General features: G+C 49.3%; 23 protein-coding genes, 1 pseudogene and 1 riboswitch. Of the genes and pseudogenes, 18 read left to right on the top strand and 6 right to left on the bottom strand.

Annotated elements, in window-relative coordinates:
* Nucleotide 1: 1 nt before the first annotated feature.
* Both cysA and BLS15_RS02000 read left to right on the top strand, forming a co-directional pair.
* On the top strand, nucleotides 2-1,153 hold the full coding sequence (gene cysA, locus BLS15_RS02005; protein WP_021256365.1) for a sulfate/molybdate ABC transporter ATP-binding protein: 1,152 nt from the start codon (nucleotides 2-4) through the stop codon (nucleotides 1,151-1,153).
* Nucleotides 1,154-1,221: 68 nt separating this feature from the next.
* On the top strand, nucleotides 1,222-2,289 hold the full coding sequence (locus BLS15_RS02000) for a sulfate ABC transporter substrate-binding protein (RefSeq protein ID WP_051250026.1): 1,068 nt from the start codon (nucleotides 1,222-1,224) through the stop codon (nucleotides 2,287-2,289).
* Between the two features lie 120 nt (nucleotides 2,290-2,409).
* Here the strand turns inward: BLS15_RS02000 and BLS15_RS01995 are convergent, their stop codons facing one another.
* A complete protein-coding gene (locus BLS15_RS01995; protein WP_021256363.1) occupies nucleotides 2,410-3,135 on the bottom strand; it encodes a glycerophosphodiester phosphodiesterase in 726 nt (241 codons plus the stop codon).
* Between the two features lie 204 nt (nucleotides 3,136-3,339).
* Between BLS15_RS01995 and BLS15_RS01990 the strand changes: the two genes are divergently transcribed.
* Nucleotides 3,340-4,218 (top strand): MBL fold metallo-hydrolase, encoded by an 879-nt coding sequence (locus BLS15_RS01990; protein ID WP_021256362.1) that lies wholly within the window; start codon nucleotides 3,340-3,342, stop codon nucleotides 4,216-4,218.
* Nucleotides 4,219-4,237: 19 nt separating this feature from the next.
* Here the strand turns inward: BLS15_RS01990 and BLS15_RS01985 are convergent.
* A pseudogene (locus BLS15_RS01985) lies at nucleotides 4,238-4,417 on the bottom strand (carboxymuconolactone decarboxylase family protein); the annotation flags it as partial.
* Nucleotides 4,418-4,551: 134 nt separating this feature from the next.
* Between BLS15_RS01985 and BLS15_RS01980 the strand changes: the two are divergent.
* The gene (locus BLS15_RS01980) at nucleotides 4,552-4,929 is read left to right on the top strand and encodes a MerR family transcriptional regulator (protein ID WP_021256361.1); all 378 of its coding nucleotides are present in this window, start codon (nucleotides 4,552-4,554) and stop codon (nucleotides 4,927-4,929) included.
* A 79-nt stretch (nucleotides 4,930-5,008) separates the two neighbouring features.
* On the opposite strand, the gene BLS15_RS01975 is transcribed toward BLS15_RS01980, so the two are convergent.
* Nucleotides 5,009-5,818, bottom strand: a complete 810-nt coding sequence (locus BLS15_RS01975; protein ID WP_021256360.1) for a Cof-type HAD-IIB family hydrolase — start codon at nucleotides 5,816-5,818, stop codon at nucleotides 5,009-5,011.
* A 101-nt stretch (nucleotides 5,819-5,919) separates the two neighbouring features.
* Nucleotides 5,920-6,822: a DMT family transporter gene (locus tag BLS15_RS01970; protein WP_036666797.1), complete on the bottom strand. Its 903-nt coding sequence runs from the start codon at nucleotides 6,820-6,822 to the stop codon at nucleotides 5,920-5,922.
* Between the two features lie 194 nt (nucleotides 6,823-7,016).
* Between BLS15_RS01970 and BLS15_RS01965 the strand changes: the two genes are divergently transcribed.
* From BLS15_RS01965 to BLS15_RS01955, 3 genes are all read left to right on the top strand, one after another.
* Complete coding sequence (locus BLS15_RS01965; protein ID WP_036666825.1) at nucleotides 7,017-7,826, top strand: N-acetylmannosamine-6-phosphate 2-epimerase; 810 nt, start codon at nucleotides 7,017-7,019, stop codon at nucleotides 7,824-7,826.
* On the top strand, nucleotides 7,823-8,842 hold the full coding sequence (locus tag BLS15_RS01960) for an ROK family protein (protein WP_021256357.1): 1,020 nt from the start codon (nucleotides 7,823-7,825) through the stop codon (nucleotides 8,840-8,842). Before BLS15_RS01965 ends, BLS15_RS01960 begins: the two co-directional genes overlap by 4 nt.
* Nucleotides 8,843-9,360: 518 nt before the next feature.
* Nucleotides 9,361-10,218: a MurR/RpiR family transcriptional regulator gene (locus tag BLS15_RS01955; RefSeq protein ID WP_021256356.1), complete on the top strand. Its 858-nt coding sequence runs from the start codon at nucleotides 9,361-9,363 to the stop codon at nucleotides 10,216-10,218.
* Between the two features lie 141 nt (nucleotides 10,219-10,359).
* Here BLS15_RS01955 and BLS15_RS01950 read toward each other — a convergent pair whose 3' ends face one another.
* On the bottom strand, nucleotides 10,360-11,364 hold the full coding sequence (locus BLS15_RS01950) for a lipoate--protein ligase (protein ID WP_021256355.1): 1,005 nt from the start codon (nucleotides 11,362-11,364) through the stop codon (nucleotides 10,360-10,362).
* 168 nt (nucleotides 11,365-11,532) lie between these two features.
* Here BLS15_RS01950 and BLS15_RS01945 point away from each other — a divergent pair, with 168 nt between their 5' ends.
* Nucleotides 11,533-12,093, top strand: a complete 561-nt coding sequence (locus tag BLS15_RS01945; protein WP_021256354.1) for a nitroreductase family protein — start codon at nucleotides 11,533-11,535, stop codon at nucleotides 12,091-12,093.
* 126 nt (nucleotides 12,094-12,219) lie between these two features.
* On the opposite strand, the gene BLS15_RS01940 is transcribed toward BLS15_RS01945, so the two are convergent.
* A complete protein-coding gene (locus BLS15_RS01940) occupies nucleotides 12,220-12,678 on the bottom strand; it encodes a hypothetical protein (RefSeq protein ID WP_021256353.1) in 459 nt (152 codons plus the stop codon).
* Between the two features lie 358 nt (nucleotides 12,679-13,036).
* Here BLS15_RS01940 and cobD point away from each other — a divergent pair, with 358 nt between their 5' ends.
* From cobD to cobS, 10 genes are all read left to right on the top strand, one after another.
* Nucleotides 13,037-14,131: a threonine-phosphate decarboxylase CobD gene (gene cobD, locus BLS15_RS01935; protein ID WP_021256352.1), complete on the top strand. Its 1,095-nt coding sequence runs from the start codon at nucleotides 13,037-13,039 to the stop codon at nucleotides 14,129-14,131.
* Between the two features lie 27 nt (nucleotides 14,132-14,158).
* Complete coding sequence (locus tag BLS15_RS01930; protein ID WP_028531708.1) at nucleotides 14,159-14,878, top strand: adenosylcobinamide amidohydrolase; 720 nt, start codon at nucleotides 14,159-14,161, stop codon at nucleotides 14,876-14,878.
* Between the two features lie 40 nt (nucleotides 14,879-14,918).
* A complete protein-coding gene (gene cbiB, locus BLS15_RS01925; protein WP_021256350.1) occupies nucleotides 14,919-15,884 on the top strand; it encodes an adenosylcobinamide-phosphate synthase CbiB in 966 nt (321 codons plus the stop codon).
* 120 nt (nucleotides 15,885-16,004) lie between these two features.
* Complete coding sequence (locus BLS15_RS01920) at nucleotides 16,005-16,796, top strand: histidine phosphatase family protein (protein ID WP_021256349.1); 792 nt, start codon at nucleotides 16,005-16,007, stop codon at nucleotides 16,794-16,796.
* Nucleotides 16,797-16,992: 196 nt separating this feature from the next.
* Nucleotides 16,993-17,205, top strand: a riboswitch (cobalamin riboswitch).
* A 448-nt stretch (nucleotides 17,206-17,653) separates the two neighbouring features.
* Nucleotides 17,654-18,655: an ABC transporter substrate-binding protein gene (locus BLS15_RS01915; RefSeq protein ID WP_021256348.1), complete on the top strand. Its 1,002-nt coding sequence runs from the start codon at nucleotides 17,654-17,656 to the stop codon at nucleotides 18,653-18,655.
* Between the two features lie 17 nt (nucleotides 18,656-18,672).
* Nucleotides 18,673-19,716: a FecCD family ABC transporter permease gene (locus BLS15_RS01910; protein WP_028531710.1), complete on the top strand. Its 1,044-nt coding sequence runs from the start codon at nucleotides 18,673-18,675 to the stop codon at nucleotides 19,714-19,716.
* Nucleotides 19,713-20,582: an ABC transporter ATP-binding protein gene (locus BLS15_RS01905; RefSeq protein ID WP_174808929.1), complete on the top strand. Its 870-nt coding sequence runs from the start codon at nucleotides 19,713-19,715 to the stop codon at nucleotides 20,580-20,582. Before BLS15_RS01910 ends, BLS15_RS01905 begins: the two co-directional genes overlap by 4 nt.
* 290 nt (nucleotides 20,583-20,872) lie before the next feature.
* Nucleotides 20,873-21,928, top strand: a complete 1,056-nt coding sequence (cobT, locus tag BLS15_RS01900; protein WP_028531712.1) for a nicotinate-nucleotide--dimethylbenzimidazole phosphoribosyltransferase — start codon at nucleotides 20,873-20,875, stop codon at nucleotides 21,926-21,928.
* Between the two features lie 162 nt (nucleotides 21,929-22,090).
* Complete coding sequence (cobU, locus tag BLS15_RS01895; RefSeq protein ID WP_028531713.1) at nucleotides 22,091-22,660, top strand: bifunctional adenosylcobinamide kinase/adenosylcobinamide-phosphate guanylyltransferase; 570 nt, start codon at nucleotides 22,091-22,093, stop codon at nucleotides 22,658-22,660.
* A complete protein-coding gene (gene cobS, locus BLS15_RS01890) occupies nucleotides 22,657-23,490 on the top strand; it encodes an adenosylcobinamide-GDP ribazoletransferase (RefSeq protein ID WP_021256343.1) in 834 nt (277 codons plus the stop codon). The genes cobU and cobS overlap by 4 nt, the downstream gene beginning before the upstream one ends.
* The last annotated feature ends 66 nt before the right edge of the window (nucleotides 23,491-23,556 follow it).

The raw sequence follows: 23,556 nt of genomic DNA, 5'->3' as shown, positions 1-23,556 counted from the left end.
GATGCATATTGAGGTAAATCAGCTCAACAAATGGTTCGGTTCCTATCATGCAGTGCGCGACGTCAGCTTCTCCATTGAAGCAGGTCAGCTTATCGGCTTGCTCGGACCGAGCGGTGGCGGGAAGACTTCTGTACTGCGCATGCTAGCTGGCCTAGAGCAGCCAGACAGCGGTGAAATTCGATTCCAAGGGAATCGGGTCAATGAAATCCCGCCCCAGCAGCGCGGCATCGGCTTCGTATTCCAGCAATATGCGTTGTTCAAGCATATGACCGTCTATGACAACATTGCCTTTGGGCTGACAATTCAGAAATGGCCCAAGGATCGCATCCGTGAGCGAGTTACAGAGCTGCTCGAGCTAACTGGGTTGTCTGGGATAGAGCGAAGATATCCGCACCAGCTGTCCGGAGGCCAGCGCCAGCGTGTAGCTTTCGCGCGTGCATTGGCCCCTGAGCCACAGCTGCTGCTGTTGGATGAGCCATTCGCTGCAATTGATGCCAAGATTCGCAAGGAGCTGCGAAGCTGGCTGAGGGAACTGATTGAACGGGTTGGCATTACCTCCATCTTTGTTACCCATGATCAGGATGAAGCGATTGAAGTTGCAGACGAGATCATGATTATTAATCAGGGAAGTATGGAGCAAAAAGGGACACCATGGGATATTTACCAATCACCGAACACTCCATTCGTGGCTGAATTTATTGGAGAATCGACGATTATTTCGGATCTGGACTCCCTGCGGGGATTCGAGACTCTCTCGTCGTCACTTCAGACGGCTATTCCTTATTCAGTTGATCCTGTAGAAGCTGTACTAGAGACGCAGGCTGTTCGGGAGACGCTTCAGGAACTCGGAGATGCATTCAAGGCATTGATTCGCCCTGAATATATTGAGGTGGGCTTGCCTGGTGAATTGAAAATGGCATCTGCCTGCATACACGGCACCGTGAGGTCGCTCCAATTTCGTGGGAGTGAATGGATGGTGGCGATTGAAGTTGGCGACATGATATTGAAAACATATCGTTCATTGGAGAAGCCAATGCTGCAGGCGGGGGATTGGGTGCAGGTGCTTGTTCATCGCATCTATGTGTTCGAGGGGGGTCGGAGTTGGGTAGTGGAAAATGCGTTAAAAGAAGACCCGATGCCGGTTCATATTTGAACACGGATCGTGGTCGAGGGGTTAGGACGCCCTTGAGCCGAATTAAGACCAGAGATAGGCTTACAGCAATGATGGCGGTGATCATACTCTCACTCCTTGTGGTACTGCCGGGCTGTAGCAGTAAGTCAGCCGATCAAGACGGAAATGGGACAGAGAGAGCCATAGCAATGAAGCAGATCTCTGCCTCTAACAAGGATACCGTGACCATCGTAATCGGTGCCTACTCAGTTGTGAAGGACGCGCTAGGGCGCATACTCCCACAATTCGCTGCCGATTGGGAGGCGAAGACGGGCAAGAAGGTTGTCTTTCAGGAGTCTTATGAAGCCTCCGGTACTCAGGCCAGAGCGATAGCCGGCGGGATGGAAGCGGATGTAGCCCTTCTCGCCATGGAAGGGGATGTAGATAAGCTCGAACGTGCGAAGCTGATTAACTCAGATTGGAAGCAACAGGATGCTTATCAGGGAATGGTTACTCGTTCTGTTGCTGTCATAGGTACACGGAAAGGCAATCCTCTCGGCATTCGGGATTGGACGGATTTGACCCGTGAAGGGGTTAATGTCTTATACCCGAACCCGAAGACATCAGGTGGAGCACAGTGGGATATTAATGCCATATACGGAGCAGGGTTGAAGATGGCAGCTGAGCAAGGGAAGGATGGGCCACCTTTTGCCAAGCAGCTGCTGATGCGCGTCCATCATAATGTGCTGTCCATGGATAAGAGCGGCAGAGCGTCGATGGCTGCATTTGAGTATGGTGTTGGGGATGCAATCGTGACCTACGAAAATGAGATCCTGTCCCGCAAACGTGAAGGCGTACCTTATGAGATGGTTCTTCCTAAGCATACGATTCTAATCGAGAATCCAGTTGTTGTTGTGAGGAAATATGCGAGGAAACACCAAGTTGAGGAAGCTGCAGAAGCGCTCGTCGCTTATTTGCGTGAGCCGAAGGCGCAGCGAATGTTCGCGGAAGCAGGCTTCCGTCCTGTGAATGAGCAGGTTGCTAAAGAGACCATCAAGGCCTATCCCGTCCCAGATGGCTTGTTTCATATCGATGATATGGGCGGATGGGATGAGGTTAGGGAGAAATTGTACAGCAATCGGGGAGTTTGGTATCAGGTGTTAGCAGGAATAGAATGAAATAATAAATGAAGCGCAGACTGCCCGATTATTCGAGATGTCTGCGCTTATGTATGGTTTCGTAGTAAGTAAGAGTCATATGGTTTCTTGCAGAGCAAGTGTAACTTAGATCAAGTGTAACTAAGCTTCGCGATACAATGGAATGTCCGTTGTCAGTCTGCGAACACCAATCTCAACGAGCTTATACGCATCTTCTAGGCTGCGAACGGTCCAGACACCAAGGCCTACACCGGCTGCTTGCGTCTCGGCGACGAGTTGCGGATGCTCCAGGACTGTCGACAGCTGAATAAGAAGTGTGGCGTTGCCAAGCTCGGCTACTGCCTTCAAATCGACAAGCTCGCTTGACAGGAGCGCGAGCTCAATATCGTTGTTAAGGCTGCGTAATATACGCAGATTGTCTGGGTAAAAAGAGATAAACATCGTGCGTTCTGTCATATCATATTGATTCAACAGATGAAGGATGGCGCGAAGTTCCTCTTCCGTATTATGTTCTTTCAACTCCAGCTGAAGTCCAACTTTACCCCCGCATAATTCAAGCACTTCTTCCAGCAGTGGAACACCGCATCCAGCGAACTCTGGGCTGAACTTCTTGCCTGCATCCACCTGCTGAAGCTCAGCAACCGTCTTCTCCCGGATACGTCCTGTGCCCGTTGTTGTTCGATCCAGCGAATCGTCGTGGATAACGACGGGAATGCCGTCTTTCGAATGATGTACATCGATTTCTAACGTATCGGCGCCCATTTGAATGGAACGGCGGAATGCCACCATCGTATTCTCGGGATGTACCGCTGCATAGCCACGGTGAGCGACAATTTCAACATCATTGAACAGTGCGTTGGAACTCATGATAATCCTCCTCATTATAGCGAACATGATAGCGAATGTGATGATAACTGCGTTATCATGTATCATAGGATCCGTATGTAAGTATGTGTGCATGCGGAATTGACTCCGATTATACTTGATACATGATGGAAGAACAATGGAGATTTTATAACGGTTACGTGTTGTTCTTGTAAATATATACGCAGCTGAAGGAGAAAAATGGACATGAATTGTGAGGAAAAGAGTTGGTCAATTTCTTTTTGGGGGACAGGAGACTCCATGGGGGTTCCACGAGTATATTGCGACTGTGAGGTGTGCAGAGAGGCGCGTGAGGAAGGACAGAACCGCCGTTATCGTTCCTCTGTTGTGATTGAACGAGCTGACGAACGGCTTCTCATCGACTGCGGGCCGGATTGGACAGGCCAGATGGAACGTGCAGGCTTGTTCTGGATAGATGATATCCTCATCACCCATGCGCATCAGGATCATATCGCAGGGCTCCCCGCATATGCGGATGCATGCCGCTGGCTGGATCGACAAGGGCATGTCATTGCTCCCGCAGAGGTGAATCAATTGATTCGAACGATGTATCCATGGCTTGAGCGGTTCATCCAATTCGAAGATATCGAGCAGACATGGCAGTGGCGGGACTGGTCCATTCAACCGATCCGGGTCAATCATGGCAAGAATGGCTATTCCTACGCGTATCGATTTGATCGGCTTCAAGCCGTCTCGGGAACGGAGGAACCGTATTCGGAAGCGAGGAGGCAGGAATTAGAAGGGAATGAAGACTCCGCGAATGCGGAATCAGCTGCGTTGAATAGTTGGTTATATGCTTCGGATGCAATTGGGCTAGGCGCTCAGGAACGTCAATTTTTCCGCGATCTCGATCTTCTTATATTGGGAACGAATTTTTATCACGAACAGGCAGCCTATGAGACCCGTTCTGTATACGACATGGTCGAGGCTGTGGAATTGCTTCAGGATATCTGCCCGAAGCGGACCATATTTACGCATATGTCCCACGACATTGATTTCCGTACAAGCTATGAGCTGCCTGCGAATGTGGCGTTGGCTCGGACAGGAATGCGAGTGGAAGGGTAACCGAGGTTACCCTTTTGTGCTAGAGAGGTCCGACGCTCATCTGCTGATCTTCAAATATCCGCTTGGCTGTAAATGTGGCATTGAGGACGCGGGGGAATCCGGTATATGGAGCACAATGAATCATCGCTTCAATGATTTCGTTAGGGGTTAGACCGACATGAAGTGCTGCTCGAATATGGACACGTAACTGCGGCTCGCATCGGGAAGTCCTCCTTTAAGATAGATAATCCAATCGGATTGGAATGCACTGCATGAATGACATGCTATACAGTAGAGTGCACTCTATAGCAAGCCTTTTTTTCGGTGTTGGGTGGCGTGATATCATGTTCCATTATGAAAACCTATTTTACGATCCATCAAATTGCGGATAAGATAGGACTGTCCGTACATACGTTGCGCTACTACGAAAAGATTGAGTTGCTGACAGAAGTGCAGCGCGATGCAAATGGCTACCGGCAGTATACGGAAGCGGACATGGCGTGGATTCATTTCCTGCTCCGATTGCGTGCGACAGGCATGCCAATCAGGGAGATGCAGCAGTTTTCTCATTTGCGAAGCAGAGGGGATTCCACGATACGTTCACGACGTGCGTTATTGGAGGAACATCAAGAGCAGGTTATGGCACAAGTTAAGGAGTTGCATGAGCATCTACTGAAGATTGAATCCACAATTGAGCACTATAAACGACTAGAGGAGAACCCAGTGGAGTAATACTGTGCGGTTGATTAAAAAAGCACCGCTTTCCCAGACGGTTTTGTCTGGTCGAAAGCGGTGCTTCGTTTAAGTGTGATTAGTTCGCGCTGTCACGATTCAGGATGAACTTCTCTATGACATGACGTACTCCTTCATCATTGTTGCTCTCTGTTACATAATCGGCAATCGTCTTAAGTGAATCAACGGCATTGCCCATCGCAACACCGAGCCCAGCCGTCTCGATCAGATCATGGTCATTCCATGAATCTCCGATACCGATCGTCTCTTCCAAGCTGCAGCCGAAGTGTTCCGCCAAATGGCGCAATGCGCTTCCCTTCGTGCCCTCATAATGAGTAACCTCTAAGAAATGAGGCTTCGACTTTGTAATATGAACCTCTGATCCCAGCAATTCCTTCAGTTCTTCTGCGACACGATCCAGTCGATCCGGTTCGTCGATCATGAGCATCTTCGTGGAAGGGGAAGCGAGCAGACGATCAAAGTCAGGTTCTATGAAATAAGGAATGCGGCTCAAGTTCGCGTAGTCAATCAGCTTTTGATTTTCTTCGCGAGCGTACAGCTTGTCATCAATGTACAACTGCAGATGGATATTGTGCTCGTCACAGTAGCGAAGCAGCTTAAGCGCAGCATCGCGCGGCACTGCACGCTCGTAGAGTACTTCACCGTCCATTACGTTCTTCACCAGAGAGCCTTGATACGTAATGAGAGGCACATTTAGACCTGTCTGCAAGGCAATGTTATGAGCAGAAGCATACATGCGTCCTGTTGCAAGTGTAACGGTAACGCCTTGTTGAACGGCGAGCTCCAATGCACGCTTCGTGCCGACAGTTACCTGCTTGTCATCATTAATCAACGTGTCGTCTACATCAATTGCGATAAGTTTATACATGGGTTATGAGTTTCTCTCCTATCTATGCAGCACATATTCATGTACTGGTAATAGGGGCTCGTCACATTTTTATCCACGAACACCCGTATTTCTCTCTACTTCTATTGTACAGCATGTCCGCTCCATTTCAATTCAGCAACGATCATTCCAATAAAAATAAGCCCACATCCCGCTAGCGCCCATCCTCCCAGCGCTTCTCCGGCAAAGGTTACGCCCGTAATGGCGGCAAATACCGGTTCCATCGCAAATAAAATCGCAACGCGTGTCGCGGAGGTATATTTCTGACACCAAGTCTGCGCCCAGAAGGCAAACGCGGTCGAGAGCCCAATGGATATAGCAAGTGCGAACAGCACCTTCGGTTCCGATAAGGCTTGCCCGAGCAATCTCATTGTTAGCTGCGGTTCGAAGATGGCCGAACTAATACCAGATAGAATGCCGACAGTCATAAGCTGTACGGTAACAAGCGGCAGTGTATCGTGCTGCGATGCGAAACGGCCTGTCAGGGCGATATGCATGGCGAAGCCGACAGCGCAGAGCAGCACGAGTCCGTCTCCCTTATTCCACTCAGCCGTTCCACCGTTGAAGGCGAGCAAATACAGCCCGCAAAGAGCAAGCAGTGCGGAGATCCAAGTTGGGATCGTCAGCCGCTGCTTCGACAGCCATAAGGTAATGAAAGGAACCAGCACAACCGATAGACCCGTTAGAAATCCGGTGTTGGTTGTCGTTGTGTATAACAGTCCAATGGTCTGAAACGCATATGCGGAAAATAACCATAAGCCAAGTATCCCGCCGTGAAGAAGCAGTCGCTTGTTCAGGAAGATAGTCAAGGTTCGTCTTGTAAGAAGTAGAACGACTGAAAACAGCAGTCCAGCGCATGCAAAGCGAATTGCATTAAAGGCAAGAGGGGGCAAAGTATGGACAGCATGCTGAACAACAAGAAACGTACTGCCCCAAATCAATGCAACGAGCAAGAGACATACATCGGCCAACCATGTGCGTTTCATGATGAGTAAAATAGACTCCCTTCCCACTTTCAAATATTTTACTCTTATCATGTAAGAAAGAGCGCATGCTGTAAAGCACAGTTTTCGATGATCTATCCTTTACATCCTTCATTTTCCATGCTAAATTGGAGTAAGAATCCGAAATGTGGTCGAAATATTGGATGATTATTTCTAACCTATGGGAGTTGGAAACGATGAAGGTAGAGGAAACGAACAAAAGAGCAGAGAAGCTTGCTGAACAACTACAAGGAAATTTGATTGTATCGTGTCAGGCGTATCCAGGGGAAGCGTTGTATGGAAGCGATATGATGGTGCGCATGGCCTTAGCAGCCGTGAATGGCGGTGCTGCCGGAATTCGCAGCAATTCGCCGCAAGATGTTGCAGCGATTAAGGAAGCGATTCGCATTCCGGTTATCGGAATATGGAAGAAGGAATATCCGGGTTCTAACGTATATATAACTCCGACTCTTGCGGATGTTGAAGTGATGATTGCTGCCGGCGCTGACATGGTCGCGCTTGATGCCACGATGCAGCCGCGTCCATCGGGTGAAATGCTTGAATACATTGTAAACGTTATCAAAACAAAATATGACATCCCCTTGATGGCGGATATTTCAACTTATGAGGAAGGGATTCGCGCGGCGGAGTTGGGTTTTGATTTTATTTCTACGACATTATCAGGTTATACGCCCTATAGCGTGCAGCAGAAGGAGCCGGATATGGAGCTGATCAAGCGGCTGGCCGCAGCAGTGTCAACGCCGATCATCGCGGAAGGACGCATCCATACACCGGAGCAGGCGGAGGAAGCCTTGAGAAATGGCGCATTCTCCGTTGTAGTGGGCACGGCCATTACACGTCCGCATACGCTTACCAGTTCATTTGTTTCCAAGATAAAAGGGGGGCAAGTCCCCGTCCAAGCGGCGATGTCGGGCTCGGTCATTCCTGTGATTGCTCAGAACCAGGATGGGAATGAACCTGCCAGCATGGGAGAGGCGTTATCATGACAGACGCAGTGAACAGTCATGAATCTGTCGTTATCGCTATTGATATTGGTGGAACGAATATAAAGAGCGGCATTGTAGATAAACAGGGAAATGTACTTCATTCCCGTACCATTCCTACAGAGGCTATGCTTGGACGAGACGAACTGCTGAACAAGCTGAAGCAGCTTATTCATTATTATCGGAGTGAGGCGGCACAGAACCAGTGGGCAGTAGAAGGCATTGGTATAGGTTCCGCAGGCTATATTCATCGCGATGGGCATGTGGCTTATGCGACGGATAATTTGCCGGGTTGGAGCGGGACTCCTGTTCAAGAATTGCTTCATGAAGCGACGGGTGTGCCGGTTCGCGTCATTAACGATGTGCATGCAATCGCCCTCGGGGAGAGCTGGAAGGGCGCAGGCAGAGGCATGGATCAATTCGTCTGCGTCGCGCTCGGTACAGGAATTGGAGGTGCGATTATTGAAGAGGGTGCACTCTATGGCGGGGCTGATGGCCATGCGGGTGGATTCGGGCACTTCATCGTGCAGATGGATGGCGAGCCTTGTACTTGTGGATTGATCGGTTGTTGGGAGCAGTATGCTTCTGTAAATGCCTTGAAGCGGATGATGAGAGAGAAGATTACTTCTCTTGAAGGCAGTTCTTCTGCGGCATCAATATTGCCTCAATGTGAGGAGAAGCCAGAGGCTTGGTTCGCAGCGGCACGTAGTGGCAATCTGGCAGCAAATGAGGTCATTACCCAATATATTCGAAACATCGCAGTTGGGCTTGTGACGCTGCAGCATGTGCTCAATAGTCGTCGATTTGTATTAGGTGGAGCTGTTATCGGACAAGGGGCATGGCTGCTTGAGGCAATTAAGGAAGAGATGCGCAAGATGTGCATGCCTGCATATTGGGGAGATGGTGTGGAACTCCATGCTGCTGAAATGGGTGAGCATGCTGGGGTAGTCGGAGCTGCCAACTGTATTTGGACGGAGCTTCATTCGACCCAACCTTCCGACCATTTATCTGTAATCTAGTCTACTTATAATTTGCATAATAAATCGATCGTAATAAGCGGCAATAGCAGGACGTGAACTGTCTGTTTGCCGCTTTTTTATCGTGTTCTTTTCGATGAATCGAAGCAGTTCACGTCGAGGACTGTATGGTATAGTGCCGCTGTTTGAGCTATCTCTAAGTAAGAGCGCTTTCATTATTTTGTTATCAACATGTTGATTTTTTAATCGTTCCATTAGATGATAAGGCTAGTTCGAATTTCCTTGTGAATGGGTTGTGCATGATGACTTTGGTGTAAGCACCGACCACTGACGTCGTGGATGGCTGTTAATCGGATGGTGAATGAGGCATGTTGAATCTTGCCTAGTACGATCAATACATCGATTAAACCGATGAACTATGAGTGAGGGAAGTCCGAACACTAGGATTGTGTCAGTAGTTGTGAGCTGGCATGGAAATAAACAAATCCGGCACAAGATACGCTATAGAGTGCCGCATCATACGGATTGAAATACATAAAGAAGTTAGGGGGAATCATGAGATGGTCGCAGGTGAACATACCAATACACTGCTGCTGATTAGAAGTCTCTATCCGTCACTGACGAAGACGGAGAAAAAAATAGCAGACTATGTATTGAAAAATGCCGAATCGGTGCTATATGCGACAGTTACGGATTTAGCGGAGCGAGCAAGTGCGGGCGAGACTTCTGTTCTGCGTTTTTGTCGTAATCTGGGCTTTAAGAGCTACCAAGATTTCAAGCTATCCTTGGCTAAAGATCTGGTATCACCACTGAAACATGAAGATAGTGAGATTGATGAGAGTGATGACCTGGCTGTTGTGGCGAAGAAAATGACAATGGAGAATGTCGCGTCGCTTGAGCATACGCTGTCCTTGCTGAATATGGAGGAACTGAATAAGGCTGTCGAAGCCATCGTGAATGCGAAGCGCCTATTCTTCATGGGGGTAGGCTCGTCTGCTATGACAGCGATGGATGCACAGTATCGCTTTATGCGGCTTGGCTACACTGGGGAAGCGATAACAGATCCACACGTGATGGCGATGAATGCGGTACTTATGACCGAACAAGATGTCGTATTCGGCATATCAACATCAGGCAGTACGAAGGATTTGGTGGACACGATTCGATTGGCGAAGGAGAATGGCGTATTTTTCATTTGCTTGACGAGTCATGCGAAGTCCCCTATTACAAAATATGCAGACTCCATTCTGCTGATCAAATCCAAGGAGACACCTCTTGAGGGTGGGGCCTTTTCATCGAAAATTGCACAAATCCATGTCCTCGATATTCTGTCGACGGCTGTTGCCTTACAAGATAAGGAGAAGGCATACAAGGCAATTCAACAAACGGCCAAGTCCGTATTGGACAAGCTATACTAAGCTTATGAGCTTCAGTGCTTTATGACTATGATATGACATACCAGTAGTCTGAATGGGATCAGGCGACGCCCGGTATATTTCGCTTTACATAAAGAAGAGGCGTTCTCTCCAAAGAGAGAACGCCTCTATCTGCTTCACGGTCTATTCCTGCAGCATAAGTAGTCCGACAAAGTCATCCTTACTAATGTTGCCGAGGTAGTGCTTAATGTCCATATCTCCAATGGCTTCGAAGATGGCTTGTTCCTCATAGCGAACACCTTGGAGCCGTTCCTCAATATCGCTTACTTCGCCGATACCGAAGAAGTCTCCGTATATTTTCATCGATTGAATCACTCCGTCCGCTACATCCAATCGAACATCGACGATGCCGGCAGGGAATTTCTTCGTATGCTCCACATTGAACTTCGGAGAGTGACCATAGTTCCAATCCCAGTTCTGGTAGCGTTCCTCGGAGATGCGATGAATAACCTCCCAATCCTGCTCAGTCAACACATACTGCGGAACTTGATCCGCTTCGATACCGAAGATGTGGTGCAGAATCGAAGCCTTGAATTCTTCAATAGTCATTGGCTCCTTCAAGTATTCCGCTATATTGGCAACACGGGAGCGCACAGATTTCGTGCCCTTGGATTCGATTTTGATTTGGCGCACCTTCAGTGCAGATGCGACATGTTCCATTTCCGAATTGAACAGCAGCGTTCCATGGCTGAACATGCGGCCACGGGTAGCGAATTGGGCGTTTCCTGAAATTTTGCGCTCTCCAACTTGGATATCATTGCGTCCAGTCAGATCGGCATTCACACCGAGAGCGTGCAAGGTGTCGATAACAGGCTGGGTGAATTTGCGGAAGTTATGGAAGGACTCACCGTCATCCTTAGTAATGAAGCTGAAGTTCAGGTTGCCTATATCATGATATACAGCTCCACCGCCAGAGAGGCGACGTACAACATGAATGTTGTTGTCCTTCACGTACTCGGCATTGATTTCTTCGATTGTATTCTGATTTCTGCCTATAATGATCGATGGCTCGTTGATATAGAATAGAAGATAGCTGTCTTCCTCAAGCGGCAAATGCTTCAATACGAATTCCTCGATTGCAAGATTGATCCGCGGGTCTGTTATGCCTTGATTATCAATAAACTTCATAGCTCGTCCGTCTCCTTCATGTAGAAGCTGTTGGTGCATATAGTTCTATTGTATACGATTTGCAAGAGAATACAAAACAGATTTGATATTGATAATCGTTATCATAGATGGTATGATGTGAAGTAACAAAGACGGTTACAATGCAACCTATTGAGGAGGAACTTCAGGATGTCAATTGCTTCAATTATTCGGGAACGTAGAAGTATACATGAATTCAACGATAAGCCAGTTGATCGCAGCTTGGTGCTGCAGCTGTTGAATGACGCAGTATGGGCACCGAACCACGGACTGCGTGAGCCTTGGCGCTTCATATATGCGGAAGGAGAAGGAAAGGCGCGTATTATGAACGGACTTCTTACCATTCTAGATAAGACTAAGCTAAGAGATGCAACGCCAGAGCAACGACAGAAGTTCGAGGAGCATTTGATGCATGTCCCTGCTTATTTGCATGTGGTTATGCCTGAAGACCCTCGTCCGAATATTTGGCAAGAGGATTTGGAAGCGGTGAGCGCTCTGATTCAGAACTTCCAGCTGCTTGGATGGGAACATGGTCTTGGCATGCTGTGGCATACAGGCGACTATATCTACAACAAGCAATATCGTGAGATGGTTGGCGTACAACCAGGCGAGAAGCTTGTCGGGGTAATCCGCATCGGCTACTTTGACGATGCGCCGAAGGCTCGCCCGCGTACGAGTGCGGATCAGCTCTTCACTGTAATCGATCAATAAAGGAGGATGGCCAGTGCAACTGGCTCTGTCCTAACAATAAGGAGTGCCTCGCAGCGTGTGCTGATCGGGCACTCCTTATCTTTTGTATCACGGATAGTAATATACACGAAGTAAACGGTTACATGATCAAGGATGATCTAATGGGTCCGCCTTGATAAAACGATGGTACAGCATTAATTCCAAGGAGTGCTTGATCACCCACGCAGCCAGCAGCACACAGACAAGCAAATGAGCGCATACGAGCGGAGACAGCAATAGGGTGCGTGTATCCGATACATATATTAAATAGGCCGCACAGCAAGCTACAGCAAGGACGAGAAAGAGTAGGCTGAACTGATTGGCCTGTATGGATACCGAACGAGCAAGCTCCTTGTCCTCGGCCTCATCCTTGGACATAAAATTGATAAAGTGCATAACGACTTGAACGACGACGGCAATTCCGAACACGTTCCGGGCAAGGGCCATCATTTCCGTGCTGTATAATCCAATGTCTCCCTTGAGTCGAAATAGAATTGCAGCGTAATAGATGGTGACAATGATGGCGGCGCCGAGAGTAGCCCATGATGTCTTGTGATGCACCGACATAATCATCCCTCCTCATCCATGACATATCACACCTGTTAAGATGTGTGGTGCAACAAGATTATACAGCAATTAACAGAAGTGTTACAGTGTGCGATTGACCAATGTTTTTTGGCATTTCGTAATAAAACGTTTGCAATTCTACTATAATTGTTTGCGAATCGTGCTGCAACGCCTGTAGTAAACGAAGGAGCTACACATATTTACAGGAAAATTCGTTTGACGAACATTGCTCAGTTACGCATAATGGACGAGTAGAAACGATTCCATATTGGAAAGCTCCGGTTCGTGGAGCTAGCAGTACATATATATTTTCAACCTTTGGACAAATCCAATTGACATCTTTGGGAGGAAGACAGCAATGGGCATAATTGAACGATTCGGGCATGGTGGGGATGTGTGGACGGCTGCGGACGCGTTCGGCGTCGATCGTAAAGCACTGCTGGACTTCAGCGCGAATATTAATCCGCTTGGACCGCCTTCGGCTGTTATAGATCGTCTGAGACGCGAGATGATGCCGTCAATCGTTCATTATCCGGATCCTGGACATCGGCAGATGAAGAAGCTCTTAGCTGCGAAGTTAGGGGTCGACGAGGCACTGATTAGCATTGGCAACGGGGCTGCAGAATGCATGGCGCTGTTGTTGCTGGCGATTCGGCCTAAACGGGTTGGCGTTATTGCCCCTTGTTTCTCTGAATATGAGACGCTGTCGCGCAAGTTCGGAGCAGAAGTGATGCATAGGGTTGGCAGTGAGGATAACGACTTCCGTGCTACCGAGCCTCAGCTGACAGAGCTTATTGAGCAGGCGGATGTCGTATTTATCGGCCACCCGAACAACCCGAATGGTGCATTATATGATCGTATGCTGCTAGGAAGACTTGCAGCCTTAGCAGAAGCTGCTTCTACGATTCTCATAATCGATGAAGCTTTTATTGACTTTGCGAATGAAGAGGAGCATTCCTTGATTCCATTCGTTCATCGATGCCCGAATCTTATTGTACTTCGTTCACTTACGAAGTTCTATGCGATTCCTGGATTACGTCTCGGGTACGCAATCGCCCAGCCGCAGCATATTGCGGCGATGTCGGCTATGCAGGTGGCATGGAGTGTCAATGGCTTGGCACTAGCGGCAGGGGAGGCCCTCCTGACGGACGAGCAATCGGATCAATACGCGGCTTCAACACGAGCTCTCATCGATGAAGAACGGGCTGCTCTACGTAAGCAGCTGCATAGGTTAGGCATTCGAACATGGCCAAGTGTAGCGAATTTCCTATTATGCAGAGCTCCAGAAGGGTGGACGGCGAAGTCGCTTCAGGCCGAATTATGCCGATCCGGCATTCTCATTCGCAATTGCGATATGTATGCTGGACTGACGGAGAGAGACTTCCGATTGGCAGTCAAGGATCGCGCTGCGAATGCAATTGTAGCGTCAGCCCTTGAAGCTGTGTTACAGTAGACAAACACAGAATGAAGGAGAAGTGGGATGCAGCCATATCGAGAGAGCAACTGTACCTATACATCTAGACATATTGCAGGAGTACATATTCGTTGGGAGGATGCTCTCATCGCTGTTGAACTTCCACAGATAGCGCCGATATGGAGCAGTGCTGTATTTCATGGAGGGCAATGGGCGGGCAATCGCATCTTGAATCAGATGGTTCATTATCAGTTCAATTATGCAGATCCGATAGAGTACCTTCGTCTGACGTGTGTAGAGAAGGGGTACGCTCCGGAACAGACCGTTGGGCTTATGACCGCTGCTAAAGTGAGCCATGCATCTGTTGCTGAGCAGGATGCGGATGAATGTTCGCTTCTGTGCGTAACGACTGCCGGAACGTCTAATGCGGCTCGTGCTGGGATGCCGCGACGCGTATTCTCAGCATATGAACCATTGAAGCCGGGGACGATTAATTCCATTCTTATTATGGATGGCAAATTGTCTGATGCCGCGGTATGGAATGTGTTCATGACGGCAACGGAGGCCAAATGTGCGGCTCTGTCTGATCTGGGCATCTTAGATTCAGAGACGGGGCGCATTGCCACAGGAACGACGACAGATGCAATTGCATTTGCCGTGATAGACAGTGGACGATATGAACCTGTGCATTGCTATGCAGGGACAGCGACCACATTGGGTCATGCGGTCGGACAACTCGTGTATTCTACCGTATATGAGTCCGTCAAGACTCAGCATGAAGCATGACCGCTAACAGAGAAGAACAACCTACTAGGGTGGTAGACATATGACAGCAGCGCTCATCATAATAGCAGCATACATATGGGATCGGATTGTAGGCGATCCTCGGGCTATCCCGCATCCAGTCGTTGGGATTGGCAAAGGAATAAGCAGAGTAGAACGTGTTATACGCAGGATAAGTCCTTCCGAGCAGGCGCTCAAGCCGCTAGGCATCCTGCTGCCGATTATCGTGGTAGGAGGGGCGTATGCGTCGACTTGGCTTATATTAACAGGACTATATCATGTTCATGAATATGTAGGATGGATTGCCGAGGCATTGCTCATTGGAACGACAATTGCGGCAAAAGGACTGAAGGATGCAGGGATGGCTGTGTATCGGAGGCTGAAGGAGCAGGACTTAGAGGGTGCAAGGCGAGAAGTCGGCATGATTGTCGGCCGCGATACAGAGCAATTGGATGAACCGGAAGTCGTGCGCGCTACCGTCGAGACGGTAGCGGAGAACATAGTTGATGCGGTCATTTCGCCGCTATTCTTCGCACTTATCGGAGGCGCTCCGCTGGCTATGGCATATCGTGCGGTGAATACGCTCGATTCTATGGTCGGCTATAAAAATGAGAAATATCAGAATTTGGGCTGGGCATCTGCCCGCCTCGACGATATCGCCAACTGGATACCAGCACGGATCACTGCTGTGCTCATCACGCTGAGCGCTTGGATTCATCGGTATGATGCACGCAGGGCTTGGTCAATGGCGCTTCGAGATGCAAGCAAGCATCCAAGCCCGAATAGCGGGTGGGCCGAGGCAGCAGCAGCAGGTGCGCTTGGCATCAGGCTTGGTGGTTATAATGTGTATAAAGGAATACGTTCGTTCCGCGCTTATATGGGGGATATGAAGCAGCCTCTGCAAGCAGAGCATGTGCCTGCGGTATGCAGGTTGCTCGTAAGCAGCTCGACAGTCTTTGTTATTCTGGCAGGCCTGCTCCTATATGTGCGAGGAGGATGGCTTCTGTAGACGAATGGCGGATGAAGGAGTACAAATGGGATGACACGGACAACTAAATGGAATGCTCCCGCTATTCATCGGAACCGGCGTCGTTCAGGAGCATCGAAAAACAACAGGAAACGATTATTAATGACAAGACATATGTTACGAAAAAAGAGTCAAGCAAGCGGCAAAATTGTGCGTTTCGCACTTGTTCGTCATGGCTTGACGCAAGAGAATACGGAACGGCGATATATTAGCTATTCGGATGTGCCGCTATTGCCGGATTCAACAGAAGAGCTCCGAGCGCTTCGCCGAACATTGGCGCATCCATCGCCGCTGCTATACACGAGCGATATGCGCCGCTGTCGCGACACGCTCGCCTATTTGCGTCCGCGTGACAGCATCCAAGCTGTGGAGGACACAAGGCTGCGAGAATATGACTTCGGTATGTGGGAAGGGTTAACCTACAATGACTTGAAGGAAGATCCACAGTATCGAAGATGGCTTGACGATTCATCAGCCATCCAGCCGCCGCGCGGGGAACCGTGGCAGACCTTCTGTACGCGAACGGCGCATGTATGGTGGGAAGTGCTGCGCAATGCGCGTGATTCCTTCATCAGCAGCGGTAATCACATGGAACGGCAAGAGAGCGCTATCCGTCGTCGACCGTACCATTCTTCGCCGCTGCCACGTGGACGTGTGCTGCGCAGCAAGACAAGCCGGATGCAGAGACAGTCATATGGAAGCGGGCCTACCCCGCGGCCGGATGTTGTCATCGTCACACACGGTGGCGTCGTTCGTCGCTTATACACGCTGGCTTTCCCAAGGAAGTCATTCTGGGAAGCCGCTGCGCCAATCGGTGGCGGTGTTATGATTACGGCGAAGCGATGTGCCCGCAAATGGAAGTTCTTGCGAGCAGAACGGCTTCCCAGCAGATGATGACGTTTGTGTGTCAAAGCAGGTTCATTGGATACGCGCAATGATGTAATCTATTGCAACGCAGGGGCTTTTCCCCTATAATCAATTATCGAGTTTAGCACTTGGATGACGAAATGTATTCCATATTGAATAATCGTGATACTTCAGGTCCTTGGGTATGTATGCGGTACGGATCCATACGCGTTGTTCGGTAAGAGACACCGTTGTATTGTATGGCCGATGCATATTCGAGGTTAATAGGGAAGCCGGTGTAAACCCGGCGCGGTCCCGCCACTGTGAATGGAGTGTTGCGCTCATGATGCCACTGTCGGATTCATTAGTGTGTGCTGTATGTACCGCTATGGATGGGAAGGCGAGCTGCAACGTATTCTCCTAAGTCAGGAAACCTGCCTGAAGATGGACGAGCTGTATCCTTCGCGGAGAGGATCACGTCATTGGCGTAATGCATCAGGCAACATGGCAGCGCAGCTGCTTGCTTCCTGCTTCTAGGTGTCTGTTGAATATTGCGATAGATGACTTTGTGTTCCCCCGGATCGAAGGATCGGGGGTTTTTGCTGTATTTGGAAATGATTTCACATCCCATCAAGCACTTCGTTTGTACAAGGTAAACTGCAGTTCAATGCAATTGCACAGCACGAATGTATATCACAAATTCAGTCACAGTAGGATTTACAGCTCAGGTATATGCAAGTGCTCATTGACAACTGATACCGAATGGGGATGTACATACATTCTTACGGCAAGTGCAGCTTGCAGTGCATTATCGTTCGCATGGCGAAGGATGGAACCGCTTTACACCTGCACGGGTAGTACATGGTTAGAGACTAGGAAGAATGACGCGAGGGAGAGATTCTGACATGAACAAATGGCTGAACAAATCGGTAGCGGCGCTATTGGCGCTTATGCTTACAGTAGGACTGGCGGCTTGCGGCAATAAAGATGCGGCTAAGCCTGCTGAGAATAATACTGCACAGCAAGAGTCCAATGGCAATGGGGCTACAGAACAACCGAAGCAGGATGATCTAAAAACGACGTATCCACTGACTGTTAAGGATGCGACTGGTGAGGAGTTCACATTCGACAAAGCGCCAGAACGTATTATATCCGTGTCCCCAGCTGAGACAGAGTCCTTGTTCGCGCTTGGATTGGATGCACAAATCGTTGGGGTGTCTGATTTTGACGACTATCCAGAGGCAGCGAAGTCCAAAGAGAAAATGGGCGGCATTACGAAGCCGAATGAAGAGGCAATCATTAAAGCTAAGCCGGACATCGTATTCACAGGTATCTCCATGAAGGAGCCCGTCGTGAAGAAGTTCCGTGAACTGGGCATTAAAATATTCAAGGTTGAGCCAAAAACGTACGATGATGTGATTAAGAACATTGAATTGTATGGTCAAATTACGGATCAGCAAGCTAAGGCGAAGACGATTGTTGACAACATGAAACAAGTGCGTGAAGATGTGAAGTCGGCCGTTCAAAGTGCGGAGAAGAAAAAGGTGTATATTGAATTCTCCCCAGGCTGGACAGTAGGCAGCGGCGAGTTCATGAACGAACTGATTGAAGTGGCAGGCGGCACGAACGTTGCGGCTGATTCAGCTGGCTGGATTCAAATTAACGAAGAGAATATTATTAAATCCAATCCGGATGTAATCATGTTCACGCAAGGTGTAGTGGACAAAGAGACGAACAAATCCTTGGAAGAAATTATTCGTGGACGCAGCGGTTGGAACAACATTAATGCAATTAAGAACAATCAAGTAATCGGTGTGGATCAGAACCTGATCAGCCGTCCGGGACCTCGTGTAGCTGAAGGATTGAAGGCAGTTGCGAAGGCGATTCATCCGGACTTGGTAAAATAATCATCGTGGAGAAATCGATGAATAAAATGGGTTGGTATGGAGGAGCGGGTATTGCGCTTCTCCTTTTGTCCGTTGTAGGATGCCTCGCTGTAGGCTCTGTACAAATGCCAATGGGGGAAATTGCTCAAATTCTGCTTCATCATATTCCAGGGCTGGATCAGTTCATACCGGTGACATGGGATGACGCTTCCGCGCAAATTATGATGAAGGTACGCTTCCCACGAGTTCTATTGGCAATGCTCGTAGGGGCGGCGCTTGGGGTCGCAGGTACTGCATTTCAAGGAGTGCTGCGCAACCCGTTGGCAGATCCGTATACATTAGGGGTATCTTCAGGGGCTTCTGTTGGAGCCGCATTCCTTATTTACTTCGGTTTGCAGTATTCGCTGTTCGGCGAATGGACGATTCCTGTCGTTGCATTCGCTACAGGGGTAGCGACCCTAATGTTCGTCATTAAGCTGGCCAGTGAGCAGGGGAAGATTCCAATCGAGACACTGATCTTATCTGGAGTCGTGATGCAAGCCTTTCTCGGCTCCATCGTCTCCTTTCTTGTAGCCATGACAAATCAGACGATCAATGAGATTTTGTTTTGGGTGATGGGCAGTTTGGCGATGCGAGGTTGGTCTTATACAGTGGTGCTCGCTCCTTATTTGGCAATTGGCATTGTTATTCTTATTGCATATGCAAGACCGCTTAATTTGCTTGCATTAGGTGAGCGGCAGGCCTCGCATCTCGGACTTCATGTAGAGCGGACGAAATGGGTAGTGCTGCTGACGGCAACGATGATTACGGCAGCTGCCGTATCTGTCTCCGGCGTCATCGGCTTTGTCGGATTAGTCGTTCCGCATCTGCTGCGCTTAATTGTAGGCCCCGATTATCGATATTTGATACCGCTCTCAGCAATTGGGGGAGCGATATATGTGATGTGGGCAGATACGATTGCCCGTACGGCATTCGCACCGACAGAAATCCCACTTGGGGTTGTAACCGCGTTTCTAGGTGCGCCATTCTTCGCCTACTTGCTTATGCGAAATAAGCGAGCGAAACGGGGGAAATGGTCATGACACAGCGAAGAGAACATCTACCGAAAGCATATCTGGATCATGCAGAGAGCAGCAATCATGCCTTTCACATGGAGAAGGGCAGCATCATTGAGGTTCAAGGACTGAGCAAGCATTATGGGGAGAAGCATGTACTGCAAGATGTGGATTTCGCTGTGAAGTCTGGAGAGTGGGTTGGCATCATTGGTCCGAACGGTAGTGGCAAGTCCACGCTTCTGTCTTTGTTGTCAGGAGTGGATCGACCTACTTCTGGCTCTATACAGCTTGCTGGTCAAATGCTGGGTACCTATAAGCGCAGAGCACTGTCTCAGATGATGGCAGTGCTGCAGCAGGAAGCGCTTCCACCACTTGGATTTACGGTGCGCGAAGTGGTTGAGATGGGACGTTTCCCATTTCAATCCTGGCTTGGATCAGAATCTGAGGATAGTGGAGAGATTGTAGACCGGATTATGGAGAAGCTGCAACTGACGGAGCTGGCTGACCATCCACTTGATCGGATTAGCGGCGGGCAGCGCCAACGGACGGCATTGGCTAAGCTAATGGTGCAATCCCCTTCTGTTGTACTGCTGGATGAGCCGACGACGTATTTGGACATTCATTATCAGGTGCAATTTATGGATATTGTTCGGGAGTGGCAGCAGGATTGCGGGTTGACGGTCGTATCCGTGCTCCATGATTTGAATTTGGCTTCTTTATATTGCGATAGGCTTGTTGTCATTCATGGCGGCGGCATTGCTGCTCAAGGCACACCTGAGCAGATCATGACTACGGAGCTGCTGTCGCGTATTTTTGCCACAGAGACGACAGTTGTGCCGCATCCCGATACGGGCCGCCCTCAGATTCTTATTCGACCGAAGCTAGGGTTATAGACGGCCCTGGACAGCATAAATTGCTGTCATTTTGCAATAACGCAATTTATAGCATTCCGCTTGAAAATCGATAACGATGAATATAGTGAATGTTGCATGGAACAAGAGTGGATATGAGTCATAGTCAGAAAGAACCACAATCTGTGCACGGATCTAAGATCACAACTAAGAACTGAAAACAATCATTTGCACATTTAAGAACAGAACTAAGAAATGAATACAACTATGTGCACATCTATGAACACAAGTTTGTGCACATGAAAATCAATTTGACAACGGAGATGAGCAGCATGAATGAACGATTAAATCAACTGATCGCACAAATTAAGCTCTTGGATGAGCAGGCAATCCAATCTGCCATCGAGCATCAAAATCAATTGACGAAGCCGCCGGGAAGCTTGGGAGTACTCGAGCAGGTTGCGATTCAAGTTGCAGGTATTACAGGAGAGGTTAAACCGCAATTTGAGAAGAAGGCCGTTATTGTCATGGCTGGCGATCATGGAGTATGTGAGGAAGGCGTTAGCGCATTCCCATCCGAAGTGACGCCGCAGATGGTGTATAATTTCCTCCGTGGCGGAGCTGCGGTCAATGTTTTGTCGCGCGAAGCTGGTGCAGACGTGGTATGTGTCGACATCGGTGTCAATGCGGACTTGGATGATCTGAAGCTTGTATCGCGCAAGGTGCGCAAAGGTACGGCGAATATGGCGAAGGGGCCTGCTATGTCGCGAGAGGAAGCAATCTCTGCGGTTCTAGTAGGTGTTGATATTGTGGAGCAGTACGTTCGCGAAGGATATCGCCTGTTCTCGACAGGGGAGATGGGCATTGGAAATACAACGGCGAGCGCTGCGATGCTGTGTGCATTTACTGGGATGGAGCCTGAAGAGGCAGTAGGCCATGGGACAGGCATCGGCGACGCGCAGTGGAAGCATAAATGCAATGTGGTACGGCAAGCGCTTGAAATCAATGCACCGAATCGTGAGGATGCATTGGATGTATTGGCGAAGGTAGGAGGGCTGGAAATTGCCGGTCTTACGGGTGTTATTCTAGCAGCGGCGGCGAATCAGGTTCCGGTTGTGATAGACGGGTTTATCTCCAGTGCGGCTGCTCTGGCTGCTGTACGATTAGCTCCGGCGGTACAGCCTTATCTTATTGGCTCGCACTTGTCAGAGGAGCGGGGGCATACAGCGCTATTGTCTGAGCTCAAGCTAAATCCATGCTTGCATGTGCAGATGCGTCTTGGCGAAGGGACTGGCGGTGTGCTGATGTTCCAGCTCATTGATGCTGCAGTGCGAATTATGCGAGAGATGGCAACATTCGCAGAGGCGGGTGTAACTAACAAGGAGTAATCGTGAATTGGCATGTCGGGATTATGGTTCCAAATGAACAAGAAACGTAAACAAGCATGACGATTGCATGTATGTATGTTGTCACACGAGTGTGATCAACTTAGGTATGATGTTAACACAAGGATAATCAATGCAAGTATCTTGAAGCAAGGATGAGTGAGCATGGGGAAAATTGTACTCGTAACAGGCGGAGCGAGAAGCGGGAAGAGTACGTTCGCTGAGCGACTATTTATGAAGTTGTCCCCGCAGGGCGGTACCTATGTTGCGACCGCTGAGGCTCATGACGAGGAGATGAAGGAGCGCATCCGGCTGCATCAGGCGAGTCGTGAGGCATCTGGATACGCGTGGAGCACAGTGAACCAGTCGCTGGAACTCCCGAGTTGGCTGAGTGAAGAAGAACAGCCGACAGTGCTCGTTGATTGCTTAACAATCTGGCTGTCCAATGAGCTTCTGCGTGCAGAGCAGGAGGATGAGGGACGGATGGAGGCACAGTTGGAGTGCCGTATTCGCGATATCTTGGATGCACTTCAATGTATTCAGCAGCGCGATGGTGTCGTCGTCATGGTAACGAATGAGGTTGGCAGCGGCGTTGTACCAGCCTACAAGCTTGGACGAGTATTCCGTGATGCAGCGGGCCGGCTAAATCAGCGAATAGCTGCACTTGCAGACGAAGTGTATTTGGTTACGGCTGGGATTCCGATAGAGCTCAAGAGCAGGATGGTTGAGCTATGAAGCAATATGTACATGCGTGTATTGCTGCCATGCAGTTCCTGACCCGCATTCCAATCCCGAAGGAAGTACCATTCACGAATGAGGTGCTGAAGCGCAGCACCTTGTTCTTTCCTGTCGCGGGCGGGGTAATTGGATTGATTGTGTGGGGAGCAGGAGCTGGGTTGACATTGCTGCTTCCGACAGGGCCGGCAGCGGCAGTAACGTTGGCGCTTATGCTTATGCTTACAGGTGGACTGCATATGGACGGACTGATGGATACAGCGGACGGCATATTCAGCAGTCGATCCCGTGAGCGTATGCTGGAGATTATGAAGGACAGCCGTGTTGGGGCGATGGGGGTTATTGCATGCGTCCTGATGCTGCTGCTGAAATGGTCGTTGCTTACCGCCTTATTTGACGCGAATGCCTGGAATGTCTGGATCGTCATTCCGTTCATCTGGTCCCGTGCTGCTATGGTATGGGCGATGACCAATGAACCGTATGCACGGGCCGAGTCTGGGTTGGGCAGTTATTTTCAAGGGCTCAACCGGAATCATGTGGCTGCAGCATATGGCTGTGCTTGGCTGCTGACCGCAGTGGCTGTTGGAGCTATGGCGCTTCCGATTCGAATCAGCTATCTGATGACGATGCCAGCGGGGATTATCTCGGGTTGGCCTTGGTGGCTGCTCATTGCTTCGCTGCTGTTAGGAGTTGCAGCGGCATGGGCGGTATCTCGATACTTGTCTAAGAAGCTCGGTGGCCTGACAGGTGATACTTACGGCGCGTTGAATGAGTGTACAGAAATGGTGTTCATGCTGCTGCTGGTGCTCTTGTGTGGAATGAAAGGGTGAACGTGAGATGGATGAACAGTTAAATAACAACGTTCCTGCTCAAGGAGATAAGGTGTCCTTGACAGT

Source organism: Paenibacillus sp. cl6col (assembly GCF_900102125.1).
In the GTDB taxonomy this organism is placed as follows: domain Bacteria; phylum Bacillota; class Bacilli; order Paenibacillales; family Paenibacillaceae; genus Paenibacillus_B; species Paenibacillus_B suaedae.
The sequence above is the reverse complement of the archived record's forward strand: the minus strand, read 5'-3'. Positions and strand labels throughout refer to the sequence as shown.

What these genes read in the sequence shown, in the direction of transcription:
- cysA (WP_021256365.1), top strand. Translation starts at nt 2, where the DNA reads ATGCATATTGAGGTAAATCAGCTCAACAAATGGTTCGGTTCCTATCAT.
- BLS15_RS02000 (WP_051250026.1), top strand. Translation starts at nt 1,222, where the DNA reads ATGATGGCGGTGATCATACTCTCACTCCTTGTGGTACTGCCGGGCTGT.
- BLS15_RS01995 (WP_021256363.1), bottom strand. Translation starts at nt 3,135, where the DNA reads ATGAGTTCCAACGCACTGTTCAATGATGTTGAAATTGTCGCTCACCGT.
- BLS15_RS01990 (WP_021256362.1), top strand. Translation starts at nt 3,340, where the DNA reads ATGAATTGTGAGGAAAAGAGTTGGTCAATTTCTTTTTGGGGGACAGGA.
- BLS15_RS01980 (WP_021256361.1), top strand. Translation starts at nt 4,552, where the DNA reads ATGAAAACCTATTTTACGATCCATCAAATTGCGGATAAGATAGGACTG.
- BLS15_RS01975 (WP_021256360.1), bottom strand. Translation starts at nt 5,818, where the DNA reads ATGTATAAACTTATCGCAATTGATGTAGACGACACGTTGATTAATGAT.
- BLS15_RS01970 (WP_036666797.1), bottom strand. Translation starts at nt 6,822, where the DNA reads ATGAAACGCACATGGTTGGCCGATGTATGTCTCTTGCTCGTTGCATTG.
- BLS15_RS01965 (WP_036666825.1), top strand. Translation starts at nt 7,017, where the DNA reads ATGAAGGTAGAGGAAACGAACAAAAGAGCAGAGAAGCTTGCTGAACAA.
- BLS15_RS01960 (WP_021256357.1), top strand. Translation starts at nt 7,823, where the DNA reads ATGACAGACGCAGTGAACAGTCATGAATCTGTCGTTATCGCTATTGAT.
- BLS15_RS01955 (WP_021256356.1), top strand. Translation starts at nt 9,361, where the DNA reads ATGGTCGCAGGTGAACATACCAATACACTGCTGCTGATTAGAAGTCTC.
- BLS15_RS01950 (WP_021256355.1), bottom strand. Translation starts at nt 11,364, where the DNA reads ATGAAGTTTATTGATAATCAAGGCATAACAGACCCGCGGATCAATCTT.
- BLS15_RS01945 (WP_021256354.1), top strand. Translation starts at nt 11,533, where the DNA reads ATGTCAATTGCTTCAATTATTCGGGAACGTAGAAGTATACATGAATTC.
- BLS15_RS01940 (WP_021256353.1), bottom strand. Translation starts at nt 12,678, where the DNA reads ATGTCGGTGCATCACAAGACATCATGGGCTACTCTCGGCGCCGCCATC.
- cobD (WP_021256352.1), top strand. Translation starts at nt 13,037, where the DNA reads ATGGGCATAATTGAACGATTCGGGCATGGTGGGGATGTGTGGACGGCT.
- BLS15_RS01930 (WP_028531708.1), top strand. Translation starts at nt 14,159, where the DNA reads ATGCAGCCATATCGAGAGAGCAACTGTACCTATACATCTAGACATATT.
- cbiB (WP_021256350.1), top strand. Translation starts at nt 14,919, where the DNA reads ATGACAGCAGCGCTCATCATAATAGCAGCATACATATGGGATCGGATT.
- BLS15_RS01920 (WP_021256349.1), top strand. Translation starts at nt 16,005, where the DNA reads ATGACAAGACATATGTTACGAAAAAAGAGTCAAGCAAGCGGCAAAATT.
- BLS15_RS01915 (WP_021256348.1), top strand. Translation starts at nt 17,654, where the DNA reads ATGAACAAATGGCTGAACAAATCGGTAGCGGCGCTATTGGCGCTTATG.
- BLS15_RS01910 (WP_028531710.1), top strand. Translation starts at nt 18,673, where the DNA reads ATGAATAAAATGGGTTGGTATGGAGGAGCGGGTATTGCGCTTCTCCTT.
- BLS15_RS01905 (WP_174808929.1), top strand. Translation starts at nt 19,713, where the DNA reads ATGACACAGCGAAGAGAACATCTACCGAAAGCATATCTGGATCATGCA.
- cobT (WP_028531712.1), top strand. Translation starts at nt 20,873, where the DNA reads ATGAATGAACGATTAAATCAACTGATCGCACAAATTAAGCTCTTGGAT.
- cobU (WP_028531713.1), top strand. Translation starts at nt 22,091, where the DNA reads ATGGGGAAAATTGTACTCGTAACAGGCGGAGCGAGAAGCGGGAAGAGT.
- cobS (WP_021256343.1), top strand. Translation starts at nt 22,657, where the DNA reads ATGAAGCAATATGTACATGCGTGTATTGCTGCCATGCAGTTCCTGACC.